This window comes from Staphylococcus sp. SM3655 (genome assembly GCF_016917315.1).
Taxonomy (GTDB): Bacteria; Bacillota; Bacilli; order Staphylococcales; family Staphylococcaceae; genus Staphylococcus; species Staphylococcus aureus.
Map to the genome: position 1 here is coordinate 1,414,272 of NZ_CP070305.1, position 21,430 is coordinate 1,435,701.

A 21,430-nucleotide genomic window follows, 5' to 3' on the forward strand; every position below is an offset into this window, starting at 1 on the left:
ATGCGTATGACTATGAAAGAAACGACCTTCTATTGAAATGTTCTAATACTTTAGTAGTAAATCTATATATTCCAATTATTATTTGTAGTATTATAGTTAGGGTGGAAAATTATAAATTGTAGGGCTATTTTATAAAAAGATAAAGAATCTGAAATATCACTCGATAAGATTTAAACTTTGAAGTAAACGAAAGTTAGTTTTATACTAATCAAGTTAAGTCAAATATAAATTCAAAATAAAGATTATACATAATATGAATAATGTGAGATAAAGACTGCAATGAAATTTAACGCGAATGCGTATGCAACTTAGAATATGATGTCTTTTACTAATAAATAAAAATAATGAATCAAGTATAGGATAAATATAAAAGGTGATATTGACATGACAAGAAAAGGATATGGGGAATCGACAGGTAAGATTATTTTAATAGGAGAACATGCTGTTACATTTGGAGAGCCTGCTATTGCAGTACCGTTTAACGCAGGTAAAATCAAAGTTTTAATAGAAGCCTTAGAGAGCGGGAACTATTCGTCTATTAAAAGCGATGTTTACGATGGTATGTTATATGATGCGCCTGACCATCTTAAGTCTTTGGTGAACCGTTTTGTAGAATTAAATAATATTACAGAGCCGCTAGCAGTAACGATCCAAACGAATTTACCACCATCACGTGGATTAGGATCGAGTGCAGCTGTCGCGGTTGCTTTTGTTCGTGCAAGTTATGATTTTTTAGGGAAATCATTAACGAAAGAAGAACTCATTGAAAAGGCTAATTGGGCAGAGCAAATTGCACATGGTAAACCAAGTGGTATTGATACGCAAACGATTGTATCAGGCAAACCAGTTTGGTTCCAAAAAGGTCATGCTGAAACGTTGAAAACGTTAAGTTTAGACGGCTATATGGTTGTTATAGATACTGGTGTGAAAGGTTCAACAAGACAAGCAGTAGAAGATGTTCATAAACTTTGTGAGGACCCTCAGTACATGTCACATGTAAAACATATCGGTAAGTTAGTTTTACGTGCGAGTGATGTGATTGAACATCATAACTTTGAAGCCTTAGCGGATATTTTTAATGAATGTCATGCGGATTTAAAGGCGTTGACAGTTAGTCATGATAAAATAGAACAATTAATGAAAATTGGTAAAGAAAATGGTGCGATTGCTGGAAAACTTACTGGCGCTGGTCGTGGTGGAAGTATGTTATTGCTTGCCAAAGATTTACCAACAGCGAAAAATATTGTAAAAGCTGTAGAAAAAGCTGGTGCAGCACATACTTGGATTGAGAATTTAGGAGGTTAATGCGTTGATTAAAAGTGGCAAAGCACGTGCACATACGAATATTGCACTTATAAAATATTGGGGTAAAAAAGATGAAGCACTAATCATTCCAATGAATAATAGCATATCTGTTACATTAGAAAAATTTTACACTGAAACGAAAGTCACTTTTAACGACCAGTTAACACAGGATCAATTTTGGTTGAATGGTGAAAAGGTTAGTGGCAAAGAATTAGAGAAAATTTCAAAATATATGGATATTGTCAGAAATAGAGCTGGCATCGATTGGTATGCAGAAATTGAAAGCGACAATTTTGTACCAACAGCAGCAGGGTTGGCTTCATCGGCAAGCGCATATGCAGCTTTAGCAGCAGCTTGTAATCAAGCGCTAGACATGCAGCTGTCAGATAAGGATTTATCGAGATTGGCGCGAATTGGTTCGGGTTCTGCGTCGCGTAGTATTTATGGTGGATTTGCAGAATGGGAAAAAGGGTATAGTGATGAGACGTCATATGCCGTTCCACTTGAATCGAATCATTTTGAAGATGACCTTGCCATGATATTTGTTGTGATTAATCAACATTCTAAAAAGGTACCTAGTCGATATGGTATGTCATTGACACGAAACACATCAAGGTTTTATCAATATTGGTTAGATCATATTGATGAAGATTTAGCTGAAGCAAAAGCAGCGATTCAAGACAAAGATTTTAAACGCCTTGGTGAAGTAATTGAAGAAAATGGTTTGCGTATGCATGCCACGAATCTAGGATCAACACCGCCGTTCACATATCTTGTGCAAGAAAGTTATGATGTCATGGCGCTTGTTCACGAATGCCGAGAAGCGGGGTATCCGTGTTATTTTACAATGGATGCGGGACCTAATGTGAAAATACTTGTAGAAAAGAAAAACAAGCAACAGATTATAGATAAATTATTAACACAGTTTGATAATAACCAAATTATTGATAGTGACATTATTGCCACAGGAATTGAAATAATTGAGTAAGGAAGAGATAAAATGATTCAGGTCAAAGCACCCGGAAAACTTTATATTGCTGGAGAATATGCTGTAACAGAACCAGGATATAAATCTGTACTTATTGCGTTAGATCGTTTTGTAACTGCTACTATTGAAGAAGCAGACCAATATAAAGGTACCATTCATTCAAAAGCATTACATCATAACCCAGTTACATTTAGTAGAGATGAAGATAGTATTGTCATTTCAGATCCACATGCAGCAAAACAATTAAATTATGTGGTCACAGCTATTGAAATATTTGAACAATACGCGAAAAGTTGCGATATAGCGATGAAGCATTTTCATCTGACTATTGATAGTAATTTAGATGATTCAAATGGTCATAAATATGGATTAGGTTCAAGTGCAGCAGTACTTGTGTCAGTTATAAAAGTATTAAATGAATTTTATGATATGAAGTTATCTAATTTATACATTTATAAACTAGCAGTGATTGCAAATATGAAGTTACAAAGTTTAAGTTCATGCGGAGATATTGCTGTGAGTGTATATAGTGGATGGCTAGCGTATAGTACTTTTGATCATGAATGGGTTAAGCATCAAATTGAAGATACTACGGTTGAAGAAGTTTTAATCAAAAACTGGCCTGGATTGCACATCGAACCATTACAAGCACCTGAAAATATGGAAGTACTTATCGGTTGGACTGGCTCACCGGCGTCATCACCACACTTTGTTAGCGAAGTGAAACGTTTGAAATCAGATCCTTCATTTTACGGTGACTTCTTAGAAGATTCACATCGTTGTGTTGAAAAACTTATTCATGCTTTTAAAACAAATAACATTAAAGGTGTGCAAAAGATGGTGCGTCAGAATCGTACAATTATTCAACGTATGGATAAAGAAGCTACAGTTGATATAGAAACTGAAAAGCTAAAATATTTGTGTGATATTGCTGAAAAGTATCACGGCGCATCTAAAACATCAGGCGCTGGTGGTGGAGACTGTGGTATTACAATTATCAATAAAGATGTAGATAAAGAAAAAATTTATGATGAATGGACAAAACATGGTATTAAACCATTAAAATTTAATATTTATCATGGGCAATAAATGATTTGATAGGGGAGCAATCATCTAATTTAATTAGAAGATAAATGCTCCATTTTTTATTGTCAGCCGTGTTACGTATCTTGAAAAAAATATTAAAAAGAGTAAAATAGATAGAGTTAACGAAAAAATTAATGAAATCGACGATATAGATATGATAAAGAAAGGTGGGTAGCAATATGAAAAATACATTCCTTATTTGTGATGAATGTCAGGCAGTCAATATAAGAACGTTACAAAAGAAGTTGGAAAAATTAGATCCCGATGCTGAAATCGTGATAGGTTGTCAATCTTATTGTGGACCTGGACGCCGAAAAACATTCACTTTTGTTAATAACCGCCCACTGGCTGCGCTTACTGAAGAAGAATTAATCGAAAAAGTTTCTCAACAATTAAAGAAACCACGTGATCCTGAAGAAGAAGAGCGTTTAAGAAAACGACATGAAGAACGTAAACGTCGTAAAGAAGAACAAGATAGAAAGCTTAAAGAAAAATTAGAAAAGCGAAAAGCACAACAATAAAACCTGATGGCAGCATCATTCAATGCGTGCCACCAGGTTTTTATGTTTTGTCTAGAAATTAAATAAATCATTAAATGATTCGGCCATCGTAGGATGCGTATAAATATTATCTCGTAATACGGTATATGGAATGTTTTGATCAATCGCAAGTTTAATTATATTAATTAATTCTTCAGATTGCTTACCATATAATGTAGCACCTAAAATCATATTATTTTCATTATTAATGACTACTTTAAATAAACCTCTTGGATCATTGTTAATTTTGTGACGAGGTATAGCACTTACTAAAAGTTGATGTTCAGTGTAATCATAATGTTGAGCGGCAGCTTCTTTACCAGTTAATCCAACACGTGATAATGGTGGATCTATAAATACTGTATAAGGCACGCTGCCTCTATTGTCAGTCGTACGTGACTGATTACCATATAACGCTGATTTGATAATTCGATAATCATCTAAAGATATATACGTAAATTGAAGTCCGCCTTTAACATCACCTGCAGCATAAATATGCGGCACAGTTGTTTGAAGATGAGCATTGACTTTAATTTCGCCTCTGTCGCCTAATTCGATATCAGTATTTTCTAAAGCTAAATCCGTATTCGGTTTGCGACCGATAGCCAAAAGTACTGCATCAGCCTCAAAGTTACCAACGTTAGTATGGACTGTTGTATGATGATTGTCAGATGACAATTCAGTCGTTTCAACATTTGTATACAATGCAATGCCTTTATTTTCTAAGTCAGTAATAGCATGTGCAACGACATCTTGATCTTCACGTGGCATAAATGATTCACCACGTTCTAATACTGTAACCTTACTACCTAAATTCGCAAACATTGAAGCAAATTCTAAGGCGATATAACCGCCACCTACAATAACGAGGTGCTTAGGTTGATAGCTAATGTTTAATAAACCTGTCGAATCGAAGACGTGTTTAGCTTGATCAAGGCCTTTAATGTTAGGAATGACAGAGGTAGCACCGGTATTAATAATGATATGAGGTGCAGTAATACTATCGACGATATCGTCATGTTGATCTAATAAATTCACTTCAGTATTAGATTTAAACTGCGCTTTAAAATCCAGTACATCAATGTTGTTATCGTCTGCTAATAAGTGGTAATTTTTATTGTTTAGCGCATTGACAACATCGTTTTTACGGTTATAACTTGCTTCAAAAGATTTGCCTTCTAATCCATCATGTACAAGTGTCTTCGAAGGTATACATCCTATATTTATACAAGTGCCTCCATACATTTTCGAAGATTGTTCGATAACTGCGACGTGTTGACCTGTTGATGCAGCGTATTTCGCTAAAGTTTTACCAGCTTTCCCAAATCCTATTACAATTAAATCATATGTTTTCATGACATAAATCCTCCTTTTGAATGTCTTCAATGACATCTTTGATTGTTTTTCCATTATAAAAATTAATAATGATATTCTGTTCGTCTTGCTGATAATGTGACATGGTAGTTGCAATATTACGAGCAATTTGACAGTGACTGCCTTCGTCGCCAGTAAATAGACGTGTGTGGTGTTCTTTCTCTAAGACAAAATGTTTATATAATGTTGCTAGAGAGACATCAGCACTTTGATCATTTGCTAAATAACCGCCATCTTTACCTCGTATTGTGTCAATCATTTTTAAATCGACAAGTTGAGTCGTCACGCGTCGTAATTGAACAGGATTTAAACAAGTTAATTCTGCTAATGAACTACTATTGAATTTTTCTGAATGATGCTTAGTTAAAAAAGCTAATACATGCACGGCAATGTTAAATTCTAAATTCAATGTTTCTCACCTCATAATTGTAACTGTATTAGTTGCAATTAAAAATCATTTTGCTCAATGTGTCAATACTTATGTTTGAAAAGTGTTGAATTAGGTGTGGTTATTGTGATGATTTATTGTTTGAAAGTTGATGCATTAACGGTGAGATTGCACAATTGAAATTTTAATTATGTATGAACTGATAGATATGAAATGAATATTGAAAATGAGAGCAATAAAATTTTGAATGATGATGTTGTGTGATTGTATAAACTTATTCGTATTTTAGATACGTTTTGATATTTCGCATGATGAGGAAATACTTTTAACAACTGATGACATATTTTAATAGTGAATATATTTTGAGATATTAATATATTTAATGTTAAGGATGTTGTCGCAATAAAATTAAAATATTGAAAGATAATTTTTATTGATTAATTGCGAATATACAAAGACACCATTATATCCATATGCTAAAATAAGAAAAAAGGCGACATGTTATCTCAATTTACCTGCATCTAGACTCCTTTACATAAGAAATAATCATCGCCGAGTTTTAAAATTTTACAACTTTGTAGATGTAAAAAGCATTTGATTTTAAATAGTTTGAAAATCATATATTTTTGAAAAAGGAGCATGCCGATGAGTATTGACATGTATTTAGACAGATCTCGAAACCAAGCTTCAAGTGTGGGGAATTTGAGTCAAACAATGAATTCAAATTATGATGCGTTGGAAAAAGCAATTACTCAATTTATTAATGATGATGCGCTTAAAGGGAAAGCGTATACGTCAGCTAAGCAATTTTTTAGTACGGTGTTAATTCCATTATCAACAAGTATGAAAACATTGAGTGATTTAACGAAGCAAGCTTGCGATAATTTTGTGTCACGTTATACGAGTGAGGTTGATAGCATATCTTTAAAAGAATCAGAGCTTGAAGAAGATATCAGATCATTAAGTCAACAAATTACGCGATATGAAAATTTGAATAACAATTTGAAAAAGCATGCTTCCGATAATCAGCAAGCCATTTCATCGAACCAACAAATAATACGAACATTAGGTCAACAAAAACATGAATTAGAAGAGAAGCTACGCAAATTGCGTGAGTTTAATCAAAAATCACCAGAAATATTTAAAGAAGTTGAAGAATTTCAAAAAATTGTCCAACAAGGACTTACCCAAGCGCAGAATTTTTGGAACTTTTCAACAAATCAATTTAATATACCTTCAGGTAAAGAACTTGATTGGGCTAAAGCAAGTCATGAAAAATATTTGAAAGTTGCTATGGGGAAAATTGAACATAAAGCAGAGAAAGAAACTTTAAATAAAGCAGACTTTGCTGTTATAAAGGCATATGCCAAAGAGCATCCAGAAGACGATATCCCGAAAAGTATAATGAAATATATAAATGACAATAAAGACAGTATTAAAAGAGATATAGGATTAGATATCACTTCAACACTTTTAGAGCAAGGCGGTATAAATGCAAGTAAATTCGGTGTATTTATCAATACAGCAGGTGGAGTGAAAGGCCCAGCAGGTCCAAATTCATTTGTGGAAGTCAAACGTACATCAGGTAATGTGTTTATAGAAAATGGTAGTAAATTTGCAAAAGGCGGAAAATACCTAGGTAAAGGTGTTGCTGGTGTAGGATTTGGTATAGGTATGTATGATGACCTTGCAAATGATGATAAAACATTTGGAGAGGCATTATCGCATAATGGTATGACGCTTGCAGCTGGATCAGGAGCAGGAGCTGTTGTAACAGTTGGTGCATCGATATTATTAGGTAGTAATCCAGTTGGGTGGGCTGTTATAGGTGGCTTTGTGGCTGGAACATTAGTATCAAAAGCAGCGGATTGGGCATATCAAAGCAATTGGAATGGTATAAAAGATAAAACAGACTGGGTAGGACATAAAATAGACGATAGTATTGATGTTGTTAAAAAATCTACAGAAAAAGCCGTAGATAGTGTTGGTGAAGCTACAAAAAGTATCTCTAATCATTTAAACCCTATGAAATGGAGCTGGTAAATTTTGCTTTACGAATCTAATATTATTAACAAAAATCCCAGATATAGAATTATTAAATATAAAAACGACTATCTGATGATTGATTTAGTAAGCACCTGGTTAGTTTTGTTCTTTCCGTTTATTAATTGGTTAATACCAAAAAAATATGTCCAAATCAGCAGAGAAGAGTTTGATAATTTAAATATTGTTAAACCAGTTAAAAATAAAGCTTTATGGCCAGTTATAGGTAGCATACTTTTATTTGGCACTATGTTTAGAGATAAAATATATATACCTGATTCTCATTTAGAAAAAAATTGCGTTATTATCATTTGTTCGGTTTTATTATTAAGTATTCTAGTGTTTTATATATATTTAAATCAGAAAGTAAAGTTATCTATCTATAATAATCGGAGTAGCAATGGAAAAATTATGATTTTTCCATCATTCAAGAATCTTTGCTTTGTGCTATTTTCTTATTTTTTCTGTGGTGGATTATCAATCATGTTCTTAGATGTTTTGATTAGTTTATCTATCCAAAATATTATAGTATTTATTGCTTGGGTTATTATGACAATGCTATTTTTCTTTATAAATATGTCTTCAATAATAGACAAAAAGATTCATGTTATATATTTAAGGTCATATAAATATTAATTTTGATACAAAAGGGCACAAGTGTTTTGAGAAACAGAAACGATAATATAGCTGTGTGAATTTGTTATTAATAGGAAGTGATAATTATTGCTTTGTGAAACCGAAATTATCAATAAAAATCCGAAATACAGAGTTATTAAGTATGATGATGAGTATTTAATGGTCGATGTAATAAGCACTTGGCTTGTATACTTTTTTCCATTTATTAATTGGTTCATTCCAAAAAGGTGCGCCAAAATTAGTAGAGAAGAGTATGAAAAACTGAACACTGTTAAGCCAGTTAAAAATAAAAATTTTTGGCCTGTTGTAGGAGGAACAATCCTACTAGGTGCTACTTCCAGAAAGTACATACACTTACTTAATATTCAATTAGAAAAAAGATCGGTTATATTTATATGCTTCGTTGTATTTCTATGTATTTTAATCTTTTTTGTGCTTCTGAATCGAAAATTAAAATTGAAAGTTTTCGATAATAAAAAAGAAGAACAAAAAATAATTTTAGTACCAACATTAAAAAATGCTGTTCTTATATTATATGGCTATTTGTTGATTGGAGGCATGTCAATATTAGCTTTAAGCATGTTGCTGACATTAGAAAACCAGAATTTAATAACTTTTATAGCTTGGGGTATGGGGTTAATGTTGTTTTTCTTGATGAATATAACACTCATTGTCAATAAAACAGTCAAAGTTATAAAAAGGTGAATAAATAACTAATTATATTGTATTGGCCGTTCTTCAAATAAAAAATAATTTGAATAAGGTGGAAGTGATAAACAGTGCTTTGCGAATCTAGAGTCATTAATCAAAACCCTAAATATAGAATTATTAAATACAATAATGAATATTTCATGGTTGATTTAGTAAGTACTTGGATTGCTTATTTTTTGCCCATGATTAATTGGTTTATTCCCAAAAAGTACGCGAAAATTAGTAGAGAAGAATTTGAAAGTTTAAATATTGTCAAACCCGCTAAAAATAATACTTTCTGGCCTGTTGCAGGATTTGCAGTGTTATTAACAACCTTAACAAGAAAATATATCTATTTGCTTAACATCCATTTAGAAAAAGAAATAGTTATATTAACATGCTGTATGATACTTCTAGGTGTTTTCGCATTGTTTATATATATAAATACAAAATTGAAGTTACATATTTTTGATAAAAATAAAAGTAATAACGAAAAGATCATATTAATACCTACATTTAAAAATATTTGTTTATCCTTATTTGCTTATATATTATTTGGTGGATTGTCAACAATGGCTCTGAGTATGTTAGTAACTTCATCCCCTCAAAATATAATAGAATTTCTTGCTTTAATTGGCATGACTGCATGCTTCTTTCTACTGAATATGTCATCGGTTCTAGATAAAAAAATTCATGTTATTTTAAAAACAAATAAGTAGTAAAATTGATTAACTTAGGTAGTATCGGATACTTAAATGTTGGTTCATAAAAAGCAATGATTTTAAATCGAGGAGCTATCTTAGAACAGGGAAATAAAACAGCCAAAGTTATAAAAAGTGAATTAATAACTAATTATATTATGTTAGCCACGCTTCAAATAAAAAATAATTAGAATAAGGTGGGATTGATAATCAATGCTATGCGAATCTAAAATCATCAATAAAAACCCCAAATATAGAATTATTAAATATAATGATGAGTACTTAATGATCGATATAATAAGCACTTGGATTAGTTTATTTTTTCCTTTTATTAATTGGTTCATCCCCAAAAGATACGTCAAAATTAGTAGAGAAGAGTTTGAAAATTTAAATATTGTGAAACCTGCTAAAAAGAATGTTTTTTGGCCAGTTGCAGGTATCTCTACTTTATTCGCAGTTACATTAAGAAAGTATACACATTTACTTGACACTCAACTTGATAGAAAATTAGTTATTGCTATATGTTGTATCACATTTATAGGGATTTTAACATTTTATGTACGCCTAATTAAAAAATCATCTTTAAATATTTATAATACTAAAAATAAAAGGTCAAAAATTATCTTAATACCAACACTAAAAAATTTTTGTTTAACATTGTTTAGATATGCTTTTTTTATTTTATGGACAGTGATTTTCTCATATGCTCTATTATCAATGAGTTATCAAAACATAATAGTATATTTTGCTTGGATTACAGCAATAATGGGTTTTTTTCTAGTGAATATAGCTTTAATTATAGATAAAAACATTCATGTCATACTTAAAAATTAAGTGAAAGTACTAAATTCAGATTAAAAATATGAAAATATCAGTTAATAAAACCTTTGATGACAGTAACTTGATAGTATTTGAATGTCTTTTGAAGTATCGAAAAATGTATTACACATAAAATTAAAGGGATGTGGAGACATTGCTTTGCGAATCTAAAGTTATTAATAAAAACCCTAAATATCGAATAATCAAATACGATAGTGAATATTTAATGATTGATTTGGCAAGTAATTGGATTGTCTTCTTCTTTCCATTTATTAACTGGCTCATACCGAAAACATATGTCAAAATCACTAAGAATGATTATGAAAAATTAAATATTGTCAAACCAGTTAAAAATAAATCGATAGGATGGACCATATTCGCGGGTATTGTGTTACTTGGTGGTACTGTAAGAAGAAATACTTATTTATTTGATTTTCAATTAGAAGAACTAATTGTTTGGAGCAGCTGTTTCATTGGGTTTTTAGAGATTATATTTTTTTATTGTTATCTAAATAAGAAATTAACATTAAATATTTATAATGAAAGTAAAAATAATGAACTTAAATTAAGATTATTACCCTCCTTTAAAAATATTTGTTTCACAATTTTTTATTACCTATTTACTGGTTTCATGTCTTATGGGGCATTTTACTTGTTGGTATTTGAAAATGTGCAAAATTTAATCTTATATGTTTCTTGGCTTTTCATGACTATGCTATTTATGTTTATGAATATGCATTCAATTATAGATAAAAAAGTACATATATTCTTAAAGTCTAATAAATAGTTACAAATTTAGTTAGTTTTCAATTGTTAATTAGGGGTGGTAAACAGTGCTTTGTGAATCTAGACAAATTTATAAAAATCCTAAATATCGAGTTATTAGATATAATAATGAATATTTCATGGTCGATTTAGTAAGTACTTGGATTACTTATTTTTTCCCTATGATTAATTGGTTTTTGCCCAAAAAATACGCAAAAATTAGCGAAAATGAATTTGAAAGGTTAAATATAGTCGAGCCTGTTAAAAATAATGTTTTTTGGCCGGTTGCAGGAAGTTCAGTTCTATTTGGAATTATATTGAGAAAGTACGGTAACTTCTTTAATGTTCAGTTTGAAAAACAACTAGCAATCACTGTATTTTTTATCATGTTAATAGGGATGTTAATTTTTTATTTTTATCTAAATAAAAAATTAACATTAAAAATTTTTAATACCAACGTGGTTAATAAGAATAGAGTTGTATTAATACCGACTTTCAAACAAGGATTGTTAATAGTTTTTGCGTACTTTTTTTTAGGAAGCGCTTCAATATTTACTTTAACCATTCTTTTGACGACAGAGTCACAAAATATAATAATATTTTTAACTTGGGTTATTATCACGATGTTTTTCTTTTTAGTGAATATGGCTTCGATAGGTAATAAAAATGTTCATGTTATTTTAAGAATAAACGAGTAGTAAAAATGATCGAAATTGGTAGTATCGCATATTTAAACGGTGGTTCAAAAAAATATAATCATATCTTAAATCAGGAAAATAGATAGTAATGTTTGAATATACCAAGTGAAAATGCCCATTGTGATTGATAAAGGAAAAAACTGTTTTAATTTAAAAATGAAATATAGAGCGTGTTATTTTGTATGATAGCTCTTATAACATTGGCGTTTTTAATCCAATAGTATGGACGGTTTTAGCTGGTTTTGTTGCGGAATCTGTTTAGACAATTCTTAAAAATTGGACTTTTCATACTAATAAATTTGGATTAAGAGATAAAACTAATTGGATAAGACATTAAATAGACGCTGTTTAAAAATACCACAGAAAAAGCTGTAGATAGTGTTGGAACGATAGTTGGTGAAGGTACAAAAAGTATTGGGGATCATTTAAAACTAATGAAACGGGAGTGGTAAATGTTGCTTTGCGATGTCAGAGTCATTTATAAAAATCCGAAATACAAAGTCATTCAACATAACGGTGAATACTTATTAGTCGATTTAGTAAGCACTTGGTTCGTGTACTTTTTTCCTTTCATTAATTGGTTCATTCCAAAAAAGTACGCGATAATTAGCGAAGAAGAATTTGAAAATTTAAATGTTGTTAAACCAAATAAAAATAATGTTTTCTGGTCAGTTATAGGAAGTTCGGTTTTGTTTGGAGTTACTTTAAGGAAATACATACATGTTTTTGATGTTCAATTAGATAAGCTAGTTGTAATGATATTGTGTGCTCTCGCTTTAATTTGTGTTATAGTTTTTTATTTTAACTTAAATAGAAAGCTTAAGTTAAAAGTGTTTGATACAAATATTGAAAAAAATAAGAGAGTTATATTAATACCAACGTTTAAACTTGGCTGTTTTTTAGTTTTCGGATATATTTTCGCTGGAAGTTTTTCAATATTTTCATTAATTGCCCTTATGACAATCGAACCTCAAAATATAATAATATTTATTTATTGGATTATGATGACAATGCTTTTCTTTTTGTTAAATATGACTTCGATAGGTAATGAAAAAGTTCGCGTTATAATGAAAAATAATTGATTACATTTAAAATATTCTAAATGTTGTCGACACAATCCTTTTAAGACGCTAGTAGAATTTAAATGACTTCTAATGTATATGAAAGTGTATCAATATAAAACCAATTGAAAAGAAGTGGAGACATTGCTTTGTGAAACTGAAAATATTAATAAGAATCCCAAATATAGAATTATCAAATACAAAGATGAATATTTGATGATTGATTTAGTAAGTACATGGTTAGCACTCTTTTTCCCAATGATTAATTGGCTGATTCCAAAAAAGTACGTCAAAATCAGCGAAAAAGATTTTGAAACTTTAAACATTGTGAAGACAGCTAAAATCAATTCTTTTTGGCCAGTGGCAGGAAGTACGGTCTTATTTGGTGTTATGTTAAGAAGGTATTCCCATTTATTTATCGTTAAATATGAATATAGTATAGTAATTTTAATTTGTTGCATCATAATACTAGGTATTTTTCTGTTTTTTTTATATTTAAATCAAAAGTTAAAGTTACAAATCTATAATGAAAACAAAAATAAAAGCAATAAGATAATCATATTTCCCACTTTAAAGAGTCTTTGTTTATCAATAGTTTTATATATTTATTTAGGTGGTGGTTCATTCTTTACTATTTATATGTTATTGACGATTGAAGTTCAAAATATAATATTATTTATAACTTTGTTTGTAATATTTTTGTTTTTCTTATTTTTAAATATGTGCTCACTATATGACAATAAAGTTCATGTATTATTTAAATCAAATGGAATTGAAAAGTTTTAATAGGAATAATAAACAAAGGAATGGTAGTGATAAATATTGCTATGTGAATCTAAAGTTATCAACAAAAATCCTAAGTATAGAGTTATTAAATATGGTGATGAATATTTAATGATTGATTTAGTAAGTACCTGGTTAACTTTATTTCTTCCTATGATTAATTGGTTAATTCCAAAAAAATATGTCAAAATCAGTAAAAAAGAATTTGACGATTTAAACATTGTCAAACCTGTTAAAAATAAAGCTTTTTGGCCAGTTGCAGGTAGTACTATTTTGTTCGGAGTTACGTTTAGAAAATATATTCCTTCACTTAATATTCAATTAGAGAAAAACATGGTGATTGTAATATGTTGTGCAATATTTCTGGGTGTTTTAATACTTTTTTTATTTCTGAATCGTAAGCTAAGGTTGGAAATTTATAATAATAACTCTAGTAAAGGGAAAATAATTTTATTTCCTTCATTAAAAAACTTTTGTTTCACAATATTTTATTATTTTTTATTTGGCGGTCTTTCAATAATGGCTCTAAGTATGTTATTAACTTTAAATCCTCAAAATATAATAGGCTTTATTGGTTGGTTGGTAATGACTGCAGGTTTCTTTCTGTTAAACATGTCATCGATTATTGACAAAAAAATTTATGTATTATCTAAAACTAACACGGTGGAAAAATGATGGTTTAGCTGGATTTACTGCAGGTTCTATTTCGGCAATACTTGTATATTGGACCAATCAAAAAAATGAATTTGGAATAAAAGATAAAAACGATTGGATAGGACATAAACTAGACGTTGGTATAGATGCCGTAGAAAAATCTGCAGAAAAAACAGTAGATGGTGTTGAAAATGTCATGGTGAAGCTTCAAAAAGTATTTCTAATCATATAAGCCCTAAGAAATGGAGCTGGTAAATGTTGCTATGCGAATCTAAAATCATCAATAAAAACCCAAAATATAGAATTATTAAATATAATGATGAATACTTAATGGTCGATATAATAAGCACTTGGATTAGTTTATTTTTTCCTTTTATTAATTGGTTCATCCCAAAAGAATACGTCAAAATTAGTAGAGAAGAGTTTGAAAACTTAAATATTGTTAAACCTGCTAAAAAGAATGTTTTTTGGCCAGTTGCAGGTAGCTCTGCTTTGCTGGGAGTTGCATTAAGAAAATATACACATTTACTTGACATTCAACTTGATAAAAAATTAGTTATTGCCATATGTTGCATCACATTTATAGGGATTTTAATATTTTATGTACGCCTAATTAAAAAATCATCTTTAAATATTTATAATACTAAAAATAAAAGGTCAAAAATTTTTTTAATACCTACACTAAAAAATGTTTGTTTCACATTATTTGGATATATTTTATTTGGCGGATTGACTATGCTATTCCTAGATGCACTATTATCAATGAGTTATCAAAACATAATAGTATATTTTGTTTGGATTGCAGTTATAATGGGTTTTTTTCTAGTTAATATAGCTTTAATTATAGATAAAAACATTCATGTCATACTTAAAAACCAATAGAAATTACCAAATTAAATTTGCAATGGCTTTAATATTGTCGTTCTTAAATGTTTTTCAATTTCTGATTCAAAAGTACATGTAATTTAAAGGTCAACGAGCAATCGCGCTATATGCATATCAATTTAAGCAATACTTATTTTAACTGAGTTTTATATAACGTTTTCCTATTACACCGCTTAAATTCAAGCTCTAATTCTAACATTTGGAAGTTGTATTAAATCATGATAGTGTGATAGTGGAAAAGTTATAAAGATAAGGAGCTGGGTCTAATGAAGCAATTTGTAAACTTAGGTAAATCTGATGTTGAAGTGTTTCCAATCGCACTTGGGACGAACGCAGTAGGTGGGCATAATTTATATCCGAACTTAGATGAAGAACAAGGAAAAGATGTTGTTCGTCAAGCCATTAATCATGGTATTAATTTATTAGATACGGCATATATTTATGGGCCAGAACGATCAGAAGAATTGGTTGGAGAAGTTGTTAAAGAATATCCGCGAGAGCAAATTAAAATTGCTACGAAAGGGTCTCATGAATTTGATGAAAATCAAGAAGTACATCAGAACAATCAACCGGAATATTTAAAACAACAAGTTGAGAATAGTTTGAAACGTCTACAAACTGATTATATCGATTTATATTATATTCATTTTCCGGATAACAACACTCCGAAAGATCAAGCAGTTGCAGCATTACAAGAGCTTAAGGAACAAGGGAAGATTAAAGCAATTGGTGTATCAAATTTCACATTAGATCAACTTAAAGAAGCAAATAAAGATGGTTACGTTGATGTTGTACAGTTAGAATATAATTTATTGCATCGCGAAAATGAGGCAGTATTACAATATTGTGTTGATCACCAAATCACATTTATTCCATATTTCCCATTAGCATCCGGTATTTTAGCTGGAAAATATGATGAGAACACTAAATTTAGTGACCATCGTACTACACGTCGTGATTTTAAACCAGGTGTATTTGAAGAAAATGTGCGTCGCGTAAAAGCTTTGGAAAGCATAGCTGCAGCACATCAAACTTCAATTGCGAACATTGTATTAGCATTTTATTTAACGAGACCAGCTATCGATGTGATTATTCCTGGTGCAAAACGTGCAGAACAAGTCGTTGAAAATATTAAAGCTGCAGATATCGTTTTATCAGATGATGAGATTCAATATATCGATGAACTGTTTCCGATTGAAGACTAAATGAATTGTATTTAATGGTGATATATGTATCTAATTTCATCATGAATTAGCCCCGTATCACAAACGACGTTATATAAGGCATGACGAAATTTCGTCAAATTTATATAAAAGTTGTAAGCGTTTTACTATTCGGTAGGCAAAGCTTATGATAGTATAATTAGGTAACGAAAAACACAGATATTTATTAATCAAAAGTGAGGTTAGGCTAAAATGATTACTGTTTTGTTTGGTGGGAGTAGACCAAACGATAATACTGCACAATTAACAAAATTCGCTTTGCAAGATTTAGAGTATCAATGGATTGACGTGACACAACATCAGTTTAAACCGATACGTGACGTGAGACATACAGCAGAGACTATTACTTCATATGACGATGACTATTTGCCGATTCTAGATAAAATATTGGCTAGTGATACAATTATTTTTGCATCACCAGTGTATTGGTATAGCATTTCAGCACCATTGAAAGCATTTATCGAACATTGGTCAGAAACATTACAAGATAAACGATATCCTAATTTTAAGGCACAAATGGCCGAAAAGGATTTTAGAGTTATTTTAGTTGGTGGAGATTGTCCAAAAATAAAAGCGAAGCCAGCAATTACGCAAATGAAATATAGTTTAGACTTTTTAGGTGCCACTTTAAATGGTTATATTATTGGAACTGCTGAAAAGCCTGGTGACATCATGAAAGACAACTATGCCTTAGCACGTGCAACTGAGTGGAATAGTATATTGCAATAAGACATACCTCATACTAAACGAAGTGATTTTTTGCTTCGTTATTTTTTATTTTTAATTTTAACGGAAAATATAAATATATAAATTGAATAGACAATCATTGTTTATTAAGTATTGAGCAAGTTGTGGTATAATGCCGTTATTAAAACTTGTTAATAAGGGGAGAAAGTCATGTTCAAGGTAAGACAAGCAACTGAAAAAGATGTTGTTCAAATTAGAGATGTCGCAACTAAAGCTTGGTTTAATACATACTTAAATATATACGCTGCGACAACAGTTAATCACTTGTTAGAAGCTTCATATAATGAACATCATTTAAAGAAAAGACTTCAAGAACAATTATTCTTAGTCGTTGAAGAAGGTAATGACATCGTTGGCTTTGCTAACTTTATTTACGGTGAAGAATTATATTTATCAGCTCATTATGTTAAACCAGAATCGCAACATACAGGTTATGGTACAGCATTGTTAAATGAAGGATTATCACGTTTTGAAGATAAATTTGAAGGTGTTTACTTAGAAGTAGATAATAAAAATGAAGAAGCAGTAGCTTACTATAAAGAGCAAGGTTTTACAATCTTACGCTCTTATGAGCCAGAAATGTATGGCGAAAAGTTAGACTTAGCACTTATGTACAAAGCATTTTAAGTAAATTAAATATTATATTAAACGAAAAGGAGGGGAATAATGACTAACGCATATGTAGATTTAAAATTAGTAGAAGAAAAAGTTTTTAAAGACCCGATACATCGATATATTCATGTTGAAGATCAATTGATATGGGATTTAATTAAAACTAAGGAATTCCAAAGGTTACGTCGAATTAGACAACTAGGAACACTGTACCTATCTTTTCACACAGCAGAACATAGTCGCTTTGGACATTCTTTAGGTGTGTATGAAATAGTTAGACGATTAATTGATGAGTCATTTATTGGTCATGATGCATGGGACAATAAAGATAGACCGTTGGCATTATGTGCTGCATTATTACATGATTTAGGACATGGTCCATTTTCACATAGTTTTGAAAAAATATTTAATACAGACCATGAAGCATACACACAAGCGATTATTACTGGAGATACTGAGGTGAATGCTGTATTACGTAAAGTGGCGCCTGAGTTTCCAAGAGAAGTTGCGGAAGTAATTAATAAAACGCATCATAATAAATTGGTCATTTCGATGATTTCGTCACAAATCGATGCGGATAGAATGGATTATTTACAACGTGATGCGTATTTCACAGGTGTATCATATGGTGCTTTTGATATGGAGCGTATTTTAAGATTAATGCGACCTTCTAAAGATGAAGTACTAATCAAAGAAAGTGGTATGCATGCAGTTGAAAACTTTATTATGAGTCGTTATCAAATGTATTGGCAAATTTACTTCCACCCAGTTAGTCGTGGTGGAGAAGTGCTGCTTAATAATTGTTTGAAACGCGCAAAACAGCTTTATAATGAAGGCTATGAATTTAAGTTGCATCCACATGATTTTATTCCATTTTTTGAAGAGACAGTTACGATTGAACAATATGTTGAACTCGATGAAGCGGTAGTTACGTATTATTTGGAAAAATGGACAAAAGAAGATGATGCTATTTTAAGTGATTTAGCAAGTCGATTTATTAATCGAGACTTATTTAAATATATTCCATTTGATGGCTCAATTATTACAATATCAGAACTGCAAGAACTGTTTGAAGCAGGTGGTATTAATCCAGATTATTATTTTGTGAGTGAAGCATTTTCGGATTTGCCATATGACTATGATCGACCGGGGTCAAATCGCAAACCGATTCATTTATTAAGACAAGATGGTACGATTAGAGAAATAAGCAATCAATCATTAGTCATTCATAGTATTACAGGCATTAATCGCCAAGACTATAAATTATATTATCCTAGAGAAATGGTTGCAAAGATTAAAGATAAGACAATTAGAGAAGCTATTGAAAATTTGATTAATGAGCTTAATTAAACAGGGCTAAAATTGTTATCGTTAAATATGGAGGTTATATCATTGTCTGAGAAAAAAGGCTTTAATTTTAATATCATAAAAAATGACCCTCTAGATGGTCATAAAGGTACAAATATTGGTTCAATTAGCTTAGACAATATTGCACCAGTTTTTATCGATGTTGCTAACAAAGAAGCATTTATTGATATTGGAGGCATGCATGCTCGTGCCAAAGTTGAAAAAGGTGTGAAATGGATTACTGATAAAGCTGCTGTTGAAGGCGATGAAGCTAAAGAATATTGGTTGTGTTGGGTAACAACAGAACGTAATGAACAAGGACCATATTACGCTGGTTTAACAGCGTGCTATTTATTAGTGAATAAAGCAATTCGTCGTGGTTATAAAAGTATGCCTGAACATGTTAATATGATGGATAAATCAATGAAACATCATATTATCATAGATCAAATTGGTGACGAGAATAAAGCTATTTTAAAAGACTTTTTAATGAACCATGATGAAGGTATGTGGAAGCATTCTTCTGATGCTTTACATCAAGCATTTAATTAAATATTAGAAACTAAAATTTCCCAATTAATCTATAAAGATATGATTCATTTCTCAATGACGACGTAAATCGTGAGGTGAAAATAATGTCTTAGATTGATTGGGAGTTTTTTTAATTTTTTTGAAATTAAATTAATCTGTAGTTAATAAAAAATTTGAATAACTGACACATTTTTTTGATCATAGCTATATACTTTGTGAATTAATTCACATTATAATAAGAGTGAAGATAAGAGTATTATAAATTATCTTTAAATAAATATATGTGAAGTAAAAATTACACGTTAGCATATCGATTATGTCATTTCTTTTAACATATTAACTAGGGAAACGTTAAAAGTTAACGGTTGATATCTAACTAAAAACAAGGTCACAGTAGTATGTTTTAATCTGGCGTCTATTACAAATAAAAATTACATCTATAATTATTCGTTTTCTTTTTTGAAAGTAATAGCCAATTAATATCATACATACTGGAGTGACTATAAGGAGGACATTATTATGAGAGCAGCAGTTGTAACGAAAGATCACAAAGTAAGTATTGAGGACAAAAAGTTAAGAGCTTTAAAACCTGGTGAAGCGTTGGTACAAACGGAATATTGTGGCGTTTGTCATACCGATTTACATGTTAAGAATGCTGATTTTGGTGATGTTACAGGCGTTACTTTAGGTCATGAAGGTATTGGTAAAGTCATCGAAGTTGCGGAAGATGTAGAATCATTAAAAATTGGAGACCGTGTGTCTATCGCTTGGATGTTCGAAAGCTGTGGAAGATGTGAATATTGTACAACAGGTCGTGAAACACTTTGCCGTAGTGTGAAAAATGCTGGTTATACAGTAGATGGTGCAATGGCTGAACAAGTTATTGTTACTGCAGACTATGCTGTGAAAGTACCTGAAAAATTAGATCCAGCAGCAGCGTCTTCTATTACATGCGCAGGTGTGACAACTTATAAAGCTGTAAAAGTAAGTAATGTAAAACCTGGACAATGGTTAGGTGTTTTTGGTATAGGTGGTTTAGGTAACCTAGCTTTACAATATGCTAAAAACGTTATGGGGGCTAAAATTGTTGCCTTCGACATCAATGATGATAAATTAGCATTCGCGAAAGAATTAGGTGCTGATGCTATTATTAATTCTAAAGATGTTGATCCAGTTGCAGAAGTTATGAAATTAACTGATAACAAAGGATTAGATGCAACAGTGGTAACTTCAGTTGCTAAGACGCCATTTAACCAAGCGGTTGATGTTGTAAAAGCTGGTGCAAGAGTTGTTGCCGTTGGTTTACCTGTTGATAAAATGAACTTAGATATCCCAAGATTAGTGCTTGATGGTATTGAAGTAGTAGGTTCACTTGTTGGTACAAGACAAGACTTACGTGAAGCGTTTGAATTTGCTGCTGAAAATAAAGTAACACCTAAAGTTCAATTAAGAAAATTAGAAGAAATCAATGATATTTTTGAAGAAATGGAAAATGGTACTATAACTTGTAGAATGGTTATTAAATTTTAAAAATATCAACTGACTATATAGATAA

Annotated in this window: 25 protein-coding genes and 1 pseudogene; 24 read left to right on the plus strand and 2 right to left on the minus strand. The window is 30.8% G+C overall.

The genetic code is table 11. The annotated features are described in order from the left end of the window. Positions 1 to 384: 384 nt before the first annotated feature. From mvk to JQN76_RS06930, 4 genes are all read left to right on the plus strand, one after another. Complete coding sequence (mvk, locus tag JQN76_RS06915; protein WP_000197034.1) at positions 385 to 1,305, plus strand: mevalonate kinase; 921 nt, start codon at positions 385 to 387, stop codon at positions 1,303 to 1,305. A 4-nt stretch (positions 1,306 to 1,309) separates the two neighbouring features. Continuing rightward, entirely contained in the window at positions 1,310 to 2,293 is a 984-nt protein-coding gene (gene mvaD, locus JQN76_RS06920) for a diphosphomevalonate decarboxylase (RefSeq protein ID WP_000597335.1), read from the plus strand. Between the two features lie 12 nt (positions 2,294 to 2,305). Then, positions 2,306 to 3,382, plus strand: a complete 1,077-nt coding sequence (locus JQN76_RS06925) for a phosphomevalonate kinase (protein ID WP_000616885.1) — start codon at positions 2,306 to 2,308, stop codon at positions 3,380 to 3,382. 176 nt (positions 3,383 to 3,558) lie between these two features. Continuing rightward, positions 3,559 to 3,900, plus strand: a complete 342-nt coding sequence (locus JQN76_RS06930) for a YuzB family protein (RefSeq protein WP_000798967.1) — start codon at positions 3,559 to 3,561, stop codon at positions 3,898 to 3,900. A gap of 51 nt (positions 3,901 to 3,951) precedes the next feature. Here the strand turns inward: JQN76_RS06930 and merA are convergent, their stop codons facing one another. Both merA and hypR read right to left on the minus strand, forming a co-directional pair. Further along, positions 3,952 to 5,274 (minus strand): hypothiocyanous acid reductase MerA, encoded by a 1,323-nt coding sequence (merA, locus tag JQN76_RS06935; protein WP_000860587.1) that lies wholly within the window; start codon positions 5,272 to 5,274, stop codon positions 3,952 to 3,954. Beyond that, positions 5,261 to 5,701 (minus strand): redox-sensitive transcriptional regulator HypR, encoded by a 441-nt coding sequence (gene hypR, locus JQN76_RS06940; RefSeq protein ID WP_001047239.1) that lies wholly within the window; start codon positions 5,699 to 5,701, stop codon positions 5,261 to 5,263. The genes merA and hypR overlap by 14 nt, the downstream gene beginning before the upstream one ends. A 57-nt stretch (positions 5,702 to 5,758) precedes the next feature. Between hypR and JQN76_RS06945 the strand changes: the two genes are divergently transcribed. From JQN76_RS06945 to adhP, 20 genes and pseudogenes are all read left to right on the plus strand, one after another. Continuing rightward, the gene (locus JQN76_RS06945; protein ID WP_001788276.1) at positions 5,759 to 5,860 is read left to right on the plus strand and encodes a hypothetical protein; all 102 of its coding nucleotides are present in this window, start codon (positions 5,759 to 5,761) and stop codon (positions 5,858 to 5,860) included. A gap of 465 nt (positions 5,861 to 6,325) precedes the next feature. Continuing rightward, positions 6,326 to 7,723 carry a T7SS effector LXG polymorphic toxin gene (locus JQN76_RS06950; RefSeq protein WP_000020804.1) on the plus strand — a complete coding sequence of 466 codons (1,398 nt, stop codon included), beginning with the start codon at positions 6,326 to 6,328 and terminating at the stop codon, positions 7,721 to 7,723. A gap of 3 nt (positions 7,724 to 7,726) precedes the next feature. Beyond that, positions 7,727 to 8,359 (plus strand): DUF443 family protein, encoded by a 633-nt coding sequence (locus JQN76_RS06955; protein WP_000965161.1) that lies wholly within the window; start codon positions 7,727 to 7,729, stop codon positions 8,357 to 8,359. Positions 8,360 to 8,446: 87 nt separating this feature from the next. Then, positions 8,447 to 9,064 (plus strand): DUF443 family protein, encoded by a 618-nt coding sequence (locus JQN76_RS06960; RefSeq protein ID WP_000882168.1) that lies wholly within the window; start codon positions 8,447 to 8,449, stop codon positions 9,062 to 9,064. A gap of 74 nt (positions 9,065 to 9,138) precedes the next feature. Beyond that, the gene (locus JQN76_RS06965; RefSeq protein ID WP_000882146.1) at positions 9,139 to 9,768 is read left to right on the plus strand and encodes a DUF443 domain-containing protein; all 630 of its coding nucleotides are present in this window, start codon (positions 9,139 to 9,141) and stop codon (positions 9,766 to 9,768) included. A gap of 56 nt (positions 9,769 to 9,824) precedes the next feature. After that, positions 9,825 to 9,941, plus strand: a complete 117-nt coding sequence (locus JQN76_RS06970; RefSeq protein WP_001788281.1) for a hypothetical protein — start codon at positions 9,825 to 9,827, stop codon at positions 9,939 to 9,941. A gap of 22 nt (positions 9,942 to 9,963) precedes the next feature. Beyond that, complete coding sequence (locus JQN76_RS06975; protein ID WP_000882085.1) at positions 9,964 to 10,584, plus strand: DUF443 family protein; 621 nt, start codon at positions 9,964 to 9,966, stop codon at positions 10,582 to 10,584. Positions 10,585 to 10,714: 130 nt separating this feature from the next. After that, complete coding sequence (locus JQN76_RS06980; RefSeq protein ID WP_001793603.1) at positions 10,715 to 11,356, plus strand: DUF443 domain-containing protein; 642 nt, start codon at positions 10,715 to 10,717, stop codon at positions 11,354 to 11,356. Between the two features lie 46 nt (positions 11,357 to 11,402). Beyond that, on the plus strand, positions 11,403 to 12,032 hold the full coding sequence (locus JQN76_RS06985; RefSeq protein WP_000882138.1) for a DUF443 family protein: 630 nt from the start codon (positions 11,403 to 11,405) through the stop codon (positions 12,030 to 12,032). Between the two features lie 452 nt (positions 12,033 to 12,484). Continuing rightward, on the plus strand, positions 12,485 to 13,114 hold the full coding sequence (locus JQN76_RS06990) for a DUF443 domain-containing protein (RefSeq protein ID WP_000923036.1): 630 nt from the start codon (positions 12,485 to 12,487) through the stop codon (positions 13,112 to 13,114). Positions 13,115 to 13,237: 123 nt separating this feature from the next. After that, positions 13,238 to 13,879: a DUF443 family protein gene (locus tag JQN76_RS06995; protein ID WP_000882182.1), complete on the plus strand. Its 642-nt coding sequence runs from the start codon at positions 13,238 to 13,240 to the stop codon at positions 13,877 to 13,879. A gap of 36 nt (positions 13,880 to 13,915) precedes the next feature. Further along, on the plus strand, positions 13,916 to 14,551 hold the full coding sequence (locus JQN76_RS07000; protein WP_000882123.1) for a DUF443 domain-containing protein: 636 nt from the start codon (positions 13,916 to 13,918) through the stop codon (positions 14,549 to 14,551). A 16-nt stretch (positions 14,552 to 14,567) separates the two neighbouring features. Further along, positions 14,568 to 14,785: pseudogene (locus JQN76_RS07005) on the plus strand (T7SS effector LXG polymorphic toxin); the annotation flags it as partial. After that, a complete protein-coding gene (locus JQN76_RS07010) occupies positions 14,786 to 15,412 on the plus strand; it encodes a DUF443 domain-containing protein (protein WP_000923044.1) in 627 nt (208 codons plus the stop codon). 269 nt (positions 15,413 to 15,681) lie between these two features. Continuing rightward, entirely contained in the window at positions 15,682 to 16,620 is a 939-nt protein-coding gene (locus JQN76_RS07015) for an aldo/keto reductase (protein WP_000808902.1), read from the plus strand. Positions 16,621 to 16,830: 210 nt separating this feature from the next. Then, entirely contained in the window at positions 16,831 to 17,367 is a 537-nt protein-coding gene (locus JQN76_RS07020) for a flavodoxin family protein (protein WP_031928474.1), read from the plus strand. A gap of 168 nt (positions 17,368 to 17,535) precedes the next feature. Next, positions 17,536 to 18,012: a GNAT family N-acetyltransferase gene (locus tag JQN76_RS07025; protein ID WP_000477504.1), complete on the plus strand. Its 477-nt coding sequence runs from the start codon at positions 17,536 to 17,538 to the stop codon at positions 18,010 to 18,012. A gap of 39 nt (positions 18,013 to 18,051) precedes the next feature. Continuing rightward, positions 18,052 to 19,347: an HD domain-containing protein gene (locus JQN76_RS07030; RefSeq protein ID WP_000180230.1), complete on the plus strand. Its 1,296-nt coding sequence runs from the start codon at positions 18,052 to 18,054 to the stop codon at positions 19,345 to 19,347. Positions 19,348 to 19,374: 27 nt separating this feature from the next. Beyond that, positions 19,375 to 19,896: a YwhD family protein gene (locus JQN76_RS07035; protein ID WP_001788287.1), complete on the plus strand. Its 522-nt coding sequence runs from the start codon at positions 19,375 to 19,377 to the stop codon at positions 19,894 to 19,896. Positions 19,897 to 20,394: 498 nt separating this feature from the next. Next, positions 20,395 to 21,405, plus strand: coding sequence for an alcohol dehydrogenase AdhP (gene adhP, locus JQN76_RS07040; RefSeq protein ID WP_205397761.1), 1,011 nt, complete (start codon positions 20,395 to 20,397; stop codon positions 21,403 to 21,405). The last annotated feature ends 25 nt before the right edge of the window (positions 21,406 to 21,430 follow it).

Coding starts and splice junctions, on each gene's coding strand:
- mvk (WP_000197034.1), top strand. CDS start 385: ATGACAAGAAAAGGATATGGGGAATCGACAGGTAAGATTATTTTAATA.
- JQN76_RS06925 (WP_000616885.1), top strand. CDS start 2,306: ATGATTCAGGTCAAAGCACCCGGAAAACTTTATATTGCTGGAGAATAT.
- JQN76_RS06930 (WP_000798967.1), top strand. CDS start 3,559: ATGAAAAATACATTCCTTATTTGTGATGAATGTCAGGCAGTCAATATA.
- merA (WP_000860587.1), bottom strand. CDS start 5,274: ATGAAAACATATGATTTAATTGTAATAGGATTTGGGAAAGCTGGTAAA.
- JQN76_RS06945 (WP_001788276.1), top strand. CDS start 5,759: ATGTGTCAATACTTATGTTTGAAAAGTGTTGAATTAGGTGTGGTTATT.
- JQN76_RS06950 (WP_000020804.1), top strand. CDS start 6,326: ATGAGTATTGACATGTATTTAGACAGATCTCGAAACCAAGCTTCAAGT.
- JQN76_RS06970 (WP_001788281.1), top strand. CDS start 9,825: ATGATTTTAAATCGAGGAGCTATCTTAGAACAGGGAAATAAAACAGCC.
- JQN76_RS06975 (WP_000882085.1), top strand. CDS start 9,964: ATGCTATGCGAATCTAAAATCATCAATAAAAACCCCAAATATAGAATT.
- JQN76_RS06990 (WP_000923036.1), top strand. CDS start 12,485: ATGTTGCTTTGCGATGTCAGAGTCATTTATAAAAATCCGAAATACAAA.
- JQN76_RS07010 (WP_000923044.1), top strand. CDS start 14,786: ATGTTGCTATGCGAATCTAAAATCATCAATAAAAACCCAAAATATAGA.
- JQN76_RS07015 (WP_000808902.1), top strand. CDS start 15,682: ATGAAGCAATTTGTAAACTTAGGTAAATCTGATGTTGAAGTGTTTCCA.
- JQN76_RS07020 (WP_031928474.1), top strand. CDS start 16,831: ATGATTACTGTTTTGTTTGGTGGGAGTAGACCAAACGATAATACTGCA.
- JQN76_RS07025 (WP_000477504.1), top strand. CDS start 17,536: ATGTTCAAGGTAAGACAAGCAACTGAAAAAGATGTTGTTCAAATTAGA.
- JQN76_RS07030 (WP_000180230.1), top strand. CDS start 18,052: ATGACTAACGCATATGTAGATTTAAAATTAGTAGAAGAAAAAGTTTTT.
- JQN76_RS07035 (WP_001788287.1), top strand. CDS start 19,375: ATGGAGGTTATATCATTGTCTGAGAAAAAAGGCTTTAATTTTAATATC.
- adhP (WP_205397761.1), top strand. CDS start 20,395: ATGAGAGCAGCAGTTGTAACGAAAGATCACAAAGTAAGTATTGAGGAC.